Below are 13730 nucleotides of genomic sequence, written 5' to 3' on the forward strand. Positions count from 1 at the left end.
CGCGTATTTAGCTTTTCACTTGGAAGTCATGTGACAAAGTATATATTAATTAGTGCACTGTTTACTTTTAGCTTAATTAGTAATGCCGGAACTTTATGGCCAGAACTTGATATCAACAATCCTGACTTGTCTAAAAATACAGTGATGCTTCAATGTCAAAAAAGCTTAATGTACGCGCCTAGACAGCTTGAGAAGTGGTGCGAAAAAGCTTACGACATGGGTGTTTATGGTGCACTGCTTTTTATTGGCCATCATACTGGGGACGGTTCCCGTTATGTTAACGAGTTAAAGCGCCGTGTGCTGAAAAATGAAAATTTGGCTATTCGCAGGCTTGCATGGCTTTATGATGGTGGTTTGTTTGTTGAGGAAGATTTAAAGGAAGCCGCACGTTTATATGAGCTTTTTTTAACTCAGGCAGAAGAGCCATATCCAATTCTGTTAAGGTCGATTCATTACGATTTAGCAAAAATCTATACCAAGCTTGAAGATTGGCCAAATGTTATTATTAATGCGCAATATGTGATAGATCAAAAGCTAGACGATGGCTCTGATACTTTAGCTAAAACATTAAAAGAAAATGCCGTAGCAGCAATGAACAATTAAATATCAAATCCAAAAAGGAGCTATAAACGCTAAACTAAAGGCGTTATAGAATTATTATGGAACAACAACACCAAAACACACTAACCAACCTTGTATACGATATTTACGAGGATCCAACCAAAATTGAAGAGCATCAAGAGCTTATTCAGCCATTACTGAGCGATTTAGTTGCAACTGCGCCTGCGGGGTTTGAAGGCATGGCGACGATGATCAATACTCATATTTCAAACGGGTTTAAGTTTAAAAACCCTAAAATACAAAAGTTTGAGCTTGAGTCAGGCTTATTAAAGCTTAAAACCTACCTGAAAAAAATAAACCTTTAATTAGTTTCGTAATTGCCAATACTCTCGGCGCAGTGTATTGGCTGTAATCAAGGATGATAAATGACTCTTATAAACACCTGCATTTTAATGCTGTTTTTACAGCCATTATTTGTTTATTTAGCACTATTTAAACAGTCAAAATACAGTGTTAAGCCCAAAAGCTCGTTAGATAATGAAGATTCAATGTTTTTATTTATTGCCCCTGGCTTATCGGTTTTTTATCTTGATCAGTTTTGGGTCGCGCTGCTTTATTTAGGTAGTGTGTGCTTATTGGGTGTATTGCTAGCTAAAATTGTAGAAAGCAAAGCAAACAAGCGATTGACCAGAGACGATTCAATAGGGTTTATGGTCGCCAGTTTTATCTTTTTTGGAATGATAAAGTTAATTATTGTTGCGGCTGCGTATTTTTTTACCGATGACGCTTCAAGCGCGATAACAGAAGATTTTAGCCCAGTTAAAGAGCCCTCATTGACGATTAGCCAAATGTTTAGTGTGGATTATTTGTATAGCCAGTTTAAACCTACGGTTTATTTTTTAGCATTAATGGTAGTGACCTTAGTGCTCAAAATTATTGAGTACAAGTTTTCTTTAAAGGAGGCGCTTTCAGGCATACTTATTATGCTAAGCGCTATATTAGTCGGTATTTCCCCACTATTTGGCGAAGCTTATATATTAGGCTTAATTGCTAACTTTTTTATCTTTTTTATAGTGTGTTCTACATGTATCGAAATAGACAAAATAGGGGATGCATCGGGTGGCGCTATTGCTATTTTATATGGCTATATATTAATGATGGGACTTGGGTTTAGCATTATATGTAAGCTGGTTTATGAATTGTTTTTTTAGGGAATGATTTATTGCTTGTTTTTTGCTCTAAATGCTTGCAGTGCGCTTTGTACCCAATTAGAATAAATTTTAGTTGAAATGGCAATTTCATTAACACTAATATAGTTAAAAGTTTAAACGTCATTAAATAGCAATACGACACGTGTATCTTGAGTTTAATAGTTGGGAGCTTGTATATTTTGTTATCGCGTTTTAAAGCTTACTTTTTGGTAGTTGTATCTATTACTATTATTTTGACTACAACACAGGCTTGTGCAGATATATTTGGTTTTTTTAATAAGCAGAGTTTTGTTTTATCGGCTCCGGTAAAAGGGCAATTATTAGATGAAGGGCAGCCTATTGCAAATACTAAGGTTGTACGTGTGCTTACTTATGGTGATGAATATAAAGATGAAGCAATAACCGATGATAATGGTTTTTTTACCTTCACAGAAAAATCTATAAAAACGAGTAAGCCTACTAACATGTTTGATAATGAATCACTGGTTCAGCATGTTTATTTAGAAAATGGTACGCCTGAGCGCGTTGTTCTTTGGTACATAACCGTGTCTATGCACGAGGGGAGTGATACCCTAAAAAACTTACCCGCTAACTTAGAGTGTGATATTGCCGAAGAGCCACAAACATACGACATACCTATAGAAGAAGCGCCAGAGCACTTCTTTACGATATATGGTGCATGCATTTGATTTCTTGGAGATTATATTTTTGATGGAGCGGTTTAAGTTACCATTACTCATTGCAGTTGTGGCTATTCTAATTTTATTTACTACAACACAGGTTTTTGCAAATATGTTTAGTTTTTTTAGTAAGGAAGATTTTGTGTTATCAGCTCCAGTTGAAGGGCGTTTGCTTTTTGATGAGCAACCTGTTGCTGGTAAAAAGGTATTTCGTAGACTAAATTATGGCGATGAATATATTGATGAAGTAACAACAAGTAGTGATGGTCGTTTTTCTTTCCCTAAAAAAGTTATCAAAACATCAAAGCCATCAAACATGTTCGACAACGAATCTGTTATACAACACATATACACATTAGATGAGAATGCAAAGGAAGTTACTATTTGGGCAGTTAGGCTATTTCCTTACGAGCATAAAGATACGCTAACCGAATACTTAAGTAATTTGGTTTGTGATATCGCAAATGAGCCAGAAACATTTGATATAGCTGCTAAAAATGATAAACAGCATACATTTGCAGTTTTTACCACCTGTAAGCTCTAACGTTTAAAGCCAATAAAAGGATTTAAAATGAATACGTTAACACCTACTCAGGCAGTCCAATTAGCATCACTTGCTTATGATGCTAAAGAATTAAAAAATACAAAACTATTAAATGGGCTATTGCATGTATCCTTACGAGATCAGTTTGATTTTTCTATCAATAATAGGTCCATACAAGGTGTGTCAGGCGGGTTTTTCTCTCATTTATTTGGTTTAAGTACTGGGTTTGGCCTTGTTGCACACGGTAAAAATTCATTTCAAGGTGATTCAGTAATCACTATTCGTGGGACGGCTTCTCTTAGAGATGGCCTAACAGATGCGCACTTTGGTTTAAGCGGTGGCTCTAACGGCAGTATGGTACATGCTGGGTTTAATAAAACCTTTTATAGTATGAAACCTGCACTACAAGAGTTCGTTGCTGCAAATATAAGAGATAAAATGACCGGCTGTGTGCACATTGTTGGTCATAGTTTAGGTGGTGCATTGGCTACGCTTTCAGCCGATTGGATAAAAGCAGAGTATTCGTTGCCGGTTAAATTATATACGTTCGGCTCACCAAGAGTGGGGCTTGATAACTTTTCACGCGCTGCCACCTCTCGTATTGATAAAATATACCGCTGTACACACGGCGCTGATCCAGTTACAAAAGTGCCTTTGTGGCCATTTTCACATGCGCCCTACAATGGCCAAGAAATTCGTCTTGATAATGGTCAGGGCCTTAAAGGCGCAGCACACAAGTTAAGTGGTACGCCAGGCTATGTTAATACTGCAAACAGTAATGATTGGGGTAATTTAACTGTAAAAGCAAACCACTTTTTAAGCACGCCGGTACGTTTGAAGTTTGAAGACAGAAATCAAGCTTCATTTAGTTCGCATTGGGCAGATAAACTTGGCGCTGCGTTAGTTACCTTATTAAAAGATTCGGGCTACTACAGTGCTGTTGCGGCGCAAGCAGCCATAGGTACAGGTTTAACTTTTTACGATATGCTGGCGCGAACGCTTGATAAAATAGCCAAAGCGTCAGCTTCATTTGCAACACAAACCTTAGGTTTACTCGGGCACATGCTAGTGTTTGCTGGCAAAGTTATTAGCAAAGCTGTAGAGCTGACTTACAGTTTTATAAAATCGGTATTTGACTCAACTCTAGGGGCGTTATATCGCGCAGCACGAGAAGGCTTAAATGGTCTAGATTAAGGTTTTATAAGCCTTAATCTCGCTCTAACAAAATGGCACCACTTTGGGTTTCACCTAAGTGGTCGTCTTTGTTATAAATAGGGCACTTACTCATTGATAAACACCCACAGCCAATACAGCCATCAACCCGTTCACGTAAACGTTGCATATAAGCAATACGCTCATCAAGTTTCTTTTGCCATTGTTTTGAGAGTGCAGACCAGTCTTTTTGTGTTGGTGTACGCTGCTCTGGTAACGTTGCCAGAGTTTGTTTAATTTCTTCTAGCGTGATCCCCATCGCTTGTGCTGCTTTTATAACTGCTACTCGCCTTAGTACATCTGGTTTAAAGCGTCGTTGATTGCCACTGTTTCGCCAACTGCGTATTAGCCCTTTATTTTCGTAAAAGTGCAGATACCTTAACGCCACTGCGTTTAGCGACAAACCCAACCGTTAAGTTGGCTTCAGTAAGCTTTTTTTGTACCGCCATCACTTTAATTCCTTTTAAAAATTAAATTATTTCTTATTGACCTGAACTTAACTTGAGGTTTTAAGCTTTGCTCCATCATAAGAAAAGGAGCTAACCCAATGCAAGAAAAATCAGCACACAATATCGCAATCATATATTCAAGTGGACGTAAAAATGGCAATACTACCGCGCAAGTTAATGCCTATAGTAAGCAACAAAGCGGCATTGTTTTTTGCTTAGATGATTATGTTATTTCACCTTATCGCTACGATAAGCAGTATCACAATGATGATTTTTATAATTTGTTTGAAGTGTTACTTCGTTACGAACATTGGGTAATTGCGTCACCTATTTATTGGTATAACACCACGCCACAAATGAAAGCGTTTATGGATAGAATTACTGATTACATGGATGATGAGGCGTTACAACCGAAACTTAGAGCTTTACGACAAAAACAGTTTTCACTGTTGTCTAATGCTGCATCTCCCTCTGCGCCAGACGCATTTATCGATATGTTTAAACATACCTTTAATTATTTAGGAATGACTTTCAAAGCACATTCACATGTTCAGGCTAGTTAATCACGTTAAATAGCGTTAGGCTAAACAAAAAGTAAAAAGGATGATGTATGAAAACGTTACTTATTGGCTCAAGCTTACTTTTGGCTAGCTTTAGTACTCTTGCAGCAGAGCCTGCGCCTGTTATTAAAGACTATGGTTATTTTTATAATGTGCCCGAGCATGTGTCTGATTTAAACCAAGCACAGTTCAAGATAGCTTTTGATGTAGGTAAAGGCGCTGAAAAGGGCGTGCAAAATAATCATATTAATTCGTTAGCGCGATTTATTAATATGCATGTGGCTCACGGCGTAAAACCAGAAAATATTCAGCTTGCGCTGGTGGTACATGGTGGAGCCAGCGTTGATGTACTGAAAAACAGTGATTATAAAGCTCGGTTTGAAAAAGATAACAAAACCGAATCTTTAATTAAACAGCTGCTTGCTAATAACACGCAGGTATATGTATGCGGGCAGTCGGCAACGCATATGAAAGTGGAGGCTGATCAACTAATACCTGGAGTGCAAATGGCGCTTTCAGCGATGACCGCGCATGCGCAGTTACAGCAACAAGGCTATACGTTGAATCCGTTTTAAACATGAATATTCTTTGTTTTGGCGACTCCAATACCTTTGGTACATCACCCGTTGATGGAAAGCGGCTGCCTGCGCATGAACGCTGGCCGGGCATATTGGCAGAGCTGTTAGGTACAGAGCACCTCGTTATTGAAGCTGGGCAGCCTAATCGTACCTTAGTGAATAACCCGTCATTTAGCGGCGATAAATCAGGCGTAAAGTATTTAAAACCTTACCTTGAGGCGCAGCCGTTGGATGTCATTATCATTGCGCTTGGCACCAATGATTTAAAAGCCCGTTTTGCACTGTCTGCTATCGATATTAGCAAAGCGCTTGAGGAGTTGATTTTAGCCATTAAAGCGTTTTATCACGGTAACGCACAGCCAAAAGTAATCATATTGAGCCCGCCCAAGGTTCATGAAGTGGGAAGTTATAAAAGTATTTACGCAGGTGCAGGTATAAAAGCTGAACAATTATCTATTGAATTTAAAGCTGTCTCTGAACGCCAGGCATGTGTGTTTATCGATGGCTTTTCACTTCTTGCTGCTTGTGAAAGTGAGGGGGTTCATTGGCCATCTGAAGAACATAAGCGCCTTGCAAAGCAGCTACTACCCTTTGTTTAAAGTAGTGTGCGAGAGAGTTCTTTATATGATTTGCCAATTTTAACAATAGCCCCTGTGGTTAGTTCAACATTCTCATGATTAACCGCAGTCACTTTGTTTTTATTAATTAAATACGATTTATGAATTTGTATAAATGTATCTGCTAGCTGTTCACTCAGTTGCTTAAGTGTCGCTGTGGCAAGCGTGGTATTCTGCGCTTGATGCAACTTTACATAATTACCGTAAGCTTCAATATATTCAATGGTGTCTAACACGAATTTTCGTTTTTCTCGGTCTACTTTAAGCGTTATATATTGGGGCTGTTGGTCTAAAGGCTGTGCCGCACGTTGACACACTTTGTTGAGAGCTTGCTTTAGCCTCGGCGCTGAAACGGGTTTGAGCAAGTAGTCTGTAACATTTAAATCAAAGCCAGCTAAAGCATACTCTTGATAGGCACTATTGATAATTACTTGCGGCGGGTTAGCAAGTGCTTTTAATAGCTCAAGGCCTGTTAACTCTGGCATATTAATGTCGAGAAACACTAAATCAATGCCCGGCTTGGCAAGCACACATAAGGCATCTTTAGCGCTATAGTATTGACCTACTACATTTATATTGGAGTGTGCAGTTAAATGATGCAGTAGGACTTGGTGCGCTAATGGCTCGTCATCAACAATAATGGCTCTTATCATTTTTACAGCTCCAAGGTCAGTGTTGTTTGCCACATTGCATCTTGCTTATGGGTTATTAGTGAATGTTTATTAGGGTATAAAAGTTGCAGTCGTTTTTGTAAATTAGCGAGCCCCATCCCATGTTCTTTTTTTACTACTCGAGCGGGTATTGGGTTGGTGCAATAAAGCGTTAAAACATTGTCATTGATTGTTATTTTAATTGATACGTGTGTTTTGTCGCTCGCGGGCTCAACCCCATGTTTTATGGCATTTTCAACAATAATAATCAACAGCAGCGGTGTGATTTTGAGGTCGTCACAATTGTGCGGCCAAACAAGGTTAAACTTACACTTATTCGCACTTCTTATTTTTTGTAATTCAATAAAATTCTTAAGGTAGTCTAGCTCTTTTGCCAGTGGCACGGATGACTTTTGCCCTTCATACACTGTGTAGCGTAGTAAGTCTGCTAAATGTAGTACTAATTGAGGGGCTTGTTCTGATTTTGTCAGCGTAAGTGCATATAAATTATTTAATGTATTAAATAAAAAATGAGGGTTCACTTGTTGTTGGAGTAATTTTAGTTCGGTTTGAGTTTGCTGTTTAGCGACTTCATTTAACTTGCTTTGTTGCTGTTGACGCTCAAACGCCAAAATAATCGGGGTACTTATAACAAGAAAAAGCAGCATAAACTGATAATTAAACTTACTAAAAATATTTTGATCGCCACTTGGTGTGAGGTTAGCAACGCCGTGGGGTAAGTCATTAATGGGTAACGATAGAACGGCAGCTATCAACAAAGGTGTTAATACCAGCATTACAATAACGCAAACGGCTACAAACAAAAATACGCCGTGAACAGCAAGCAAGTGGCGAATGAGGAAGTATCGGTTAAATAAATATAACCCGTAAACAATTGCAGTATAAACGCCTAGTTGCCAAAAATAAGTGATAAATTGACCAAACTGCGAGACGACTTTACTTGGATCAAAAATTAAATTAAATGGTTGATTTAATAGTGGGTCTTCATGTGTATTGAGTACCCCAGCCATTAGAAAACACCAGCCCAAAAGAGTGAGTAACACTACATTATCCAATGATATTAATGAACTTAGCCGTTTGCTATTGAGTGAAGGCTGAGTGACAACACGTTGAGATATCAGCCATGTTAGGCTTGCTGCCGTACATAAGGCCCAGCCTTGCGGTGCTAAATAGTGCCATTGAGCAAATTGTGGAAGCAGCACACCGAGCGCGTATATCAAGATAGGGTAAGCAATAAAACCTAACAGCCAGCTCATTAAGGCTAGTCTTAATGGCTGTTGAAATGCAATTGCATGGGCGATTAAAAAAGGCAGGCATATTAAAAGAAGTTGCAGGTTTATTTGTAAGTAAAGCGGTGTTGAGCTGAGCCTTAACGATAGAAAGCGAATATGGGCTTCAAGTAAAATGGCAGCCAATAACGGCAATAAGGCAATGACATATTTTACCTTAATCCGTTTTGATAAAAAGGAAATAACCGTCTGCACATTTCACCTTAATATAATTTTAACTTCACACTACTTTACCCTTTAAACATTATTAACACATCTTTACGTTGCTAAAAAACCACAAATAATGATGAAAGTAAGGTTTTTAATGATGAGCAGCCAATCGTTACTCTTATCCCTTAGTTATAGGCTTTGATCATTACTTGCTAGCTGATTTGGAAGGTGTTGCTTAATGTGACTATTCGTCAATTAAGGAACGCAATAGATGCTGACACTTACAAATATAAATAAAAAATACCCAGATGGCACGCACGCTTTAAATGATGTGTCGGTTCATTTGCCTGCTGGCATGGTTGGTTTACTTGGACCAAATGGGGCGGGTAAATCAAGTTTAATGCGCACCCTAGCGTGTTTGCAAAGTGTGGATAATGGTCAGGTAAATTTTGATGGCTTAAATGTGCTGCAACATCCCGAACAGATGCGCAAACAGCTGGGCTATTTACCGCAACAATTTGGCGTCTATCCAAATATGAGTTGTATTGCATTGTTAGAACATATTGCAACGTTAAAGGGACTCAATAAAAAAGATCGAAAGCAGCAAATAGAGGAGCTTTTGACACTATTAAATTTATCTTCGTTTGCAAATAAAAAGGTGAGCCACTTTTCGGGTGGGATGAAACAACGTTTTGGTATTGCACAAGCGTTGTTAGGTTCTCCTCAACTGATTATTTTAGATGAACCAACCGCAGGGCTTGACCCTGCTGAGCGCGAAAGTCTCAATAATTTATTGGTGACGATTAGTAAACAACGCCTAGTGCTGTTATCTACGCACATTGTAGAAGACATAGAAAATCAGTGTCACTTTGTTGCAATGATTAACCAAGGCCAGCTAATTCAAAGTGGTGAAGTAGCCGCCCTTATCAAGCCATTGCATGGATGTGTATGGCTGCTAGACACCCTGCCTAGTGAACTACCGCAAGAAAGTTTGGTACTAAGCAAAAGTTATCGGTACGGCAAACCTTCATTTCGTGTTTATGCTACAACGACCCCTGCTGAAAGTGCGATACCCGCAGAAGCGACACTGCAAGATAGCTATTTTTATGAATTGAAAGCAAGAGGGTGTCACGCATGTTATTGATCAATGAACTGCGTTACATCACTCGTCAGTCTCTGCTTTGGTTGTGCTTTTTAGCAGCGCCTTTGTTTGCGTATACATTGTCAGCAGGGTTAGCTGTTGAAGGAAGCGATGCGATAAACCAGTTAAAGCTGCACCTAGTTGCCCTACAAATGATGCAACTAGCTTTACTGACAGGCGCGCTTGCACCGACAATTTTTTTACGTGATCAAATACACAATATGCACGAGCTTGTAGCAGCGACTCCTATTACTTTTAGAAAGCGAGCTTGGTTACGTTTGAGCGCTTTGGTGATGTGTGTGTTTGCGATTGCGTTTATTAGTATGCTGGTGGTTGTAACACAGTTACTCAGTAACGGGTTTGACTGGCATATTATTAATCTACTGTTTGTTAATAGCCTTTTTATGTTGTTTCCTAATGCGTGTTTGCTCAGTGTCATTGCCCTGTGGTTTTGTCAAAAGTTCAGCAGTGCTTTGGTGAATTATGTGATATTTGCAGTTTTATGGATTGGCTACTTACTACTTGCAAGTGTTACTGGTAACCCAATACTGGCGGGCAGTAGTATTATCAGTGAAACTAGCTATCAACTGTTTATATGGTTAGACCCTTTCGCATACACCGCGATTATAGCTAGCTTTAGTGAACCACAAGGCTGGATTGTCGCTTTTAATCGGGTGCTGATATTATTACTCACAAGCCTTATTTATTTTAGCGCTGTTGCAAGTAATAAGTCTAACTCGTTTAGTAAGCCAGTAAAAAGTGCAGTGAGCAAGCTACAACCCGTTACGGTAGCAAATGCCTCGTACCGACCTGCGGCTGCACAAAGTCATGGTCTAGCGATATTTATCACATTTTATAAAGTAGCGCTTTTCAATGTGTTAAAGCATCCAATAACATGGATAGTTTTTTTAGCTTGGCCATTCATGGTGTTTAATAGCGTAGCCTCTTCTGCTGCTTATGCTGAGCCATTGAGTGTAATCAATGCAACAACCAGTATCGATGCAATTAGTCACTATGCATTTGATATGCAAATACTGTTTGGGTGTTTGCTGATGGTGCTTTGGAGCTGGCAAATCAGTTGCTATGCACGGCGCTTTAATATGGCTGAGCTAATTGCTGCTACGCCTATCAAAACGGCCACTATTTTATATAGTCAATTATTGGTATTGGCTACTTTGGTTATTACTTTTTCAATAATGAGTTTTGTGGGAGCCTCTTTAGCGCAATGGTTTATTGATAGCCAATATGACGCTTACGACCATGTATATGTTTTGTGTTTATCGTCACTGCCCCTGATGCTAATTGGCTGGGTAACGGTATGTGTATTTAATATTTTTCGCTCAACACTGGTTGCAGGAGCAATCGTTTTTGTGATGCTGTTGCTAAAATTTACACCCGTTATGACTTATTTAGGACTCACACACACATTTTGGAGCCTAGCTTGGACGCCATTGCAGCCGCCGAGTGAGTTTTGGGGTTACCGGGCAAGTATCAGCAGTTATTGGCCTTATATGCAGGTGTGGTTGCTGGCCGGTATAAGTTTTATATTGCTAACGTGTGTATTTAGTCATCGCGGTGCGGGGTTTGATAGGCGTGCGGTTGTGCGAAAAGATGCATGGCTAATAATGCCAGTGTTGCTCTGCGTTGGCTTATTTGTGCAATTACATCTACGCTTGGTTGATGAAAAACCGCTTACCAATTCGCATAAACGTGAAGCGTTTAAAGCCAATTATGAAAAAAACTTTGTAGATTGGCAGCATAAGTTGCAACCTCAAGTTAGCCATATTGATGCAAATATTGATTTTTACCCGCATCAACAGTTTGTTAAGTTTGATCTAACGTACACCTTAGAAAACCTTCACCCAACGGCTATTAAGCAAATTTTAGTTGGCAGGGCAGGTTTTTATAAATGGACGAATGTAAAGATTGCTGGTGCGACCCAAATTGCGTTTTATCCTGACTTAAATCAAGCTGTTTATGAGTTTGATATTGCATTAAAGCCTCATGAAACACGACAATTAACCACAAAATTTGATATTCATCAAACAACATTGTGGCCTGCTAGTGGGCATCAAATAATTACGCCTGAATTTAGTTATATTCGTGCGGTTCCTGCGTTGCCAACCATTGGCTATCAAGTCAATTATGAGCTTACCGATACACAGTTACGCGCTCAATATGGTTTGCAACAAAAGGCACGGCCTTTAGCTTCAACATTATTTAATGAACAGCAAAAAAGGCCTAAACACTATGAGCGTATAACGATGTCGAGCAAAATATCAACCGCATCGGGGCATCAAGTTGTGACGCAGGGCAAACAAATTACACATCAACGTGAGCAGGGCCGTGAGATATTTGAGTTTAAAACATTAACTGAAATTAATAACTTACCTGCTTGGCTGTCAGTGCCTTTTACTGCTGCAACTAAAAAGCATGATGGTGTTACGTTACAAGTATTTGCAAAAAAACAACAGCTGATTGAGCGTTCAGATGCAATTGCTGTTAATTTTCAAGCGATGATGGACACACTTGATTGGTTTAAAAATAATATTGTTGCTTACAAACCAAAGCAATTGAGCATAATTGCGGCCCCACCTTTTGGGGGCACTGGCTATGCTTTACCACAAATAATATTAGTTGAAGATACCGTCGGCTTTAGGGCTCGGCCAAGCGATGATGCCGGTTTTGATCAGCGTTATCGCCGTGCAGTGCATGAAACCGCGCATCAATGGTTTGGCCACGAAATTGGCAATAGTGTGTCTGCTGACAGTGCCTTTCTAATTGAATCGATGGCCAAATATATTGAGTTGGTGGTAATAGAAAGACATGACGGAAAGGCCGCTATGAACGCTTTGGTCGATTACGAAACAAAGCGTTACGAGCAAGTATCACGTATGGATATTACCGAAAAAATGGCATTGATTGATTCAACAAAAAGCTATGAGCAATACTCAAAAGCCACTATTGTATTTGCAAAACTAAGGAAAAAAATAGGCGATGAAGCGATAATTAAGGCACTTAACTTAGTATGGGAAAATCATTCTCACCCTAATATGCCTGCTACTTCAATGGACTTTATTTTTGCGTTAAAAGAGCAAGTTAATCCACAGCTAAGTAGTTTAATTGATAAGCTGTTCTTAGAGATATGACAATCTTCAAGTCGCCAGCGGCTTGGAGTTGACTCTAAATTGCTTTAACTAAACGTGTTGTACTTCGCATAATGTGATGGCGAGAGGGTGTTGGCCGTTCGACTTAATTGCTTTACAGAGTACTCCACTACGAAGGTATACCAAAAGAGCATTGTGTTTTGTAGTTGATTTAGGTAATGTAATGAAATTGTTTCAGGGATGGTAATTATGTTAAGTAAAAAATTTGCCTTTATTAAAACAACACCTAAATCTTCTTCTCACTCATTTTGCTATACAACGATTATAAGCACTTTAAAAGCGCTTTTTAATGAAATAAAAATGGATGACTCACTCCCTAAAGTCGAGTTACGTCAAACCTTTGAACTTTATCTCGTTGATGGTGCGGATAAAGATTGGCACTCATTAATCCCTGCCGAACTAATCTGTTTAGCTAAGCAAAATAAGGTGATTTTATTTAACGTTGAGCCAAATGCTGTGTGTGAGAAAAACTTATTATTAAATCACTTCAATGGTGTTTTTTATAGTTCAGATGCTGCAGAGGATATTTTTAAGGCGCTTGTAAGAATAACCGACGGCGAGCTATGGTTTACCCGTAAAGTGATTTCTGATGCATTCAAAGATATATTGAATGCAGCTTCATCTAACAATTTACTGCATGACGACATAGTGCTTAGTAAATCGGATTACGAAAACTTAACCAAACGTGAAAAATCGGTGATTCAATTAATAGCGCAGGGTGCGAGTAACGATAAAATAGCGAACAAACTCAATATTAGTGATCACACAGTGAAAACTCATCTTTATAGTGCGTTTAAAAAGACTCAATCACGTAATCGTATAGAGCTTGCAAATTGGGCACAGCGCTACATTTCGGTATTACTTCCATTAGATAATTAAATAAAAAGGCTATTTGCATAG

The 13730-nt window shown here is 38.9% G+C and carries 14 protein-coding genes and 1 pseudogene; 12 read left to right on the forward strand and 3 right to left on the reverse strand.

The features are described from left to right. The first annotated feature begins 30 nt into the window (after window positions 1-30). From ACZ5WS_RS18740 to ACZ5WS_RS18765, 6 genes are all read left to right on the forward strand, one after another. Complete coding sequence (locus ACZ5WS_RS18740) at window positions 31-603, forward strand: hypothetical protein (protein ID WP_464711822.1); 573 nt, start codon at window positions 31-33, stop codon at window positions 601-603. A 56-nt stretch (window positions 604-659) separates the two neighbouring features. Beyond that, a complete protein-coding gene (locus tag ACZ5WS_RS18745; protein ID WP_464711823.1) occupies window positions 660-926 on the forward strand; it encodes a hypothetical protein in 267 nt (88 codons plus the stop codon). Window positions 927-986: 60 nt separating this feature from the next. Beyond that, window positions 987-1772 carry a hypothetical protein gene (locus ACZ5WS_RS18750; RefSeq protein ID WP_464711825.1) on the forward strand — a complete coding sequence of 262 codons (786 nt, stop codon included), beginning with the start codon at window positions 987-989 and terminating at the stop codon, window positions 1770-1772. A 179-nt stretch (window positions 1773-1951) separates the two neighbouring features. Then, complete coding sequence (locus tag ACZ5WS_RS18755; protein ID WP_464711827.1) at window positions 1952-2461, forward strand: DUF6795 domain-containing protein; 510 nt, start codon at window positions 1952-1954, stop codon at window positions 2459-2461. Window positions 2462-2594: 133 nt separating this feature from the next. Further along, entirely contained in the window at window positions 2595-2996 is a 402-nt protein-coding gene (locus tag ACZ5WS_RS18760) for a DUF6795 domain-containing protein (protein ID WP_464711828.1), read from the forward strand. A 27-nt stretch (window positions 2997-3023) separates the two neighbouring features. Continuing rightward, window positions 3024-4190, forward strand: a complete 1167-nt coding sequence (locus tag ACZ5WS_RS18765) for a lipase family protein (RefSeq protein WP_464711829.1) — start codon at window positions 3024-3026, stop codon at window positions 4188-4190. A gap of 13 nt (window positions 4191-4203) precedes the next feature. Here the strand turns inward: ACZ5WS_RS18765 and soxR are convergent. Continuing rightward, a pseudogene (gene soxR / locus ACZ5WS_RS18770) lies at window positions 4204-4657 on the reverse strand (redox-sensitive transcriptional activator SoxR). 98 nt (window positions 4658-4755) lie between these two features. Between soxR and ACZ5WS_RS18775 the strand changes: the two are divergent. Genes ACZ5WS_RS18775 through ACZ5WS_RS18785 form a run of 3 tightly spaced genes read left to right on the forward strand, consistent with a single transcriptional unit; the run spans window position 4756 to window position 6394 of the window. Further along, window positions 4756-5220: a flavodoxin family protein gene (locus ACZ5WS_RS18775; RefSeq protein WP_464711831.1), complete on the forward strand. Its 465-nt coding sequence runs from the start codon at window positions 4756-4758 to the stop codon at window positions 5218-5220. Between the two features lie 47 nt (window positions 5221-5267). Further along, a complete protein-coding gene (locus tag ACZ5WS_RS18780) occupies window positions 5268-5792 on the forward strand; it encodes a DsrE family protein (protein ID WP_464711833.1) in 525 nt (174 codons plus the stop codon). A gap of 2 nt (window positions 5793-5794) precedes the next feature. Further along, complete coding sequence (locus tag ACZ5WS_RS18785) at window positions 5795-6394, forward strand: SGNH/GDSL hydrolase family protein (protein WP_464711835.1); 600 nt, start codon at window positions 5795-5797, stop codon at window positions 6392-6394. Here the strand turns inward: ACZ5WS_RS18785 and ACZ5WS_RS18790 are convergent. Together ACZ5WS_RS18790 and ACZ5WS_RS18795 are read right to left on the reverse strand one after the other, a co-directional pair. Next, window positions 6391-7065 carry a LytR/AlgR family response regulator transcription factor gene (locus ACZ5WS_RS18790; RefSeq protein WP_464711836.1) on the reverse strand — a complete coding sequence of 225 codons (675 nt, stop codon included), beginning with the start codon at window positions 7063-7065 and terminating at the stop codon, window positions 6391-6393. The genes ACZ5WS_RS18785 and ACZ5WS_RS18790 overlap by 4 nt on opposite strands. A gap of 2 nt (window positions 7066-7067) precedes the next feature. Further along, entirely contained in the window at window positions 7068-8567 is a 1500-nt protein-coding gene (locus tag ACZ5WS_RS18795) for a sensor histidine kinase (RefSeq protein WP_464711838.1), read from the reverse strand. Window positions 8568-8793: 226 nt separating this feature from the next. On the opposite strand from ACZ5WS_RS18795, the gene ACZ5WS_RS18800 reads away from it, so the two are divergent. From ACZ5WS_RS18800 to ACZ5WS_RS18810, 3 genes are all read left to right on the forward strand, one after another. Beyond that, the gene (locus tag ACZ5WS_RS18800) at window positions 8794-9666 is read left to right on the forward strand and encodes an ABC transporter ATP-binding protein (protein WP_464711840.1); all 873 of its coding nucleotides are present in this window, start codon (window positions 8794-8796) and stop codon (window positions 9664-9666) included. Further along, window positions 9657-12812, forward strand: coding sequence for a M1 family aminopeptidase (locus tag ACZ5WS_RS18805; protein ID WP_464711842.1), 3156 nt, complete (start codon window positions 9657-9659; stop codon window positions 12810-12812). The genes ACZ5WS_RS18800 and ACZ5WS_RS18805 overlap by 10 nt, the downstream gene beginning before the upstream one ends. 207 nt (window positions 12813-13019) lie before the next feature. Next, window positions 13020-13709, forward strand: a complete 690-nt coding sequence (locus ACZ5WS_RS18810) for a response regulator transcription factor (protein WP_138605902.1) — start codon at window positions 13020-13022, stop codon at window positions 13707-13709. Window positions 13710-13730 lie beyond the last annotated feature (21 nt).

The organism is Pseudoalteromonas sp. 11L1 (assembly GCF_055397545.1).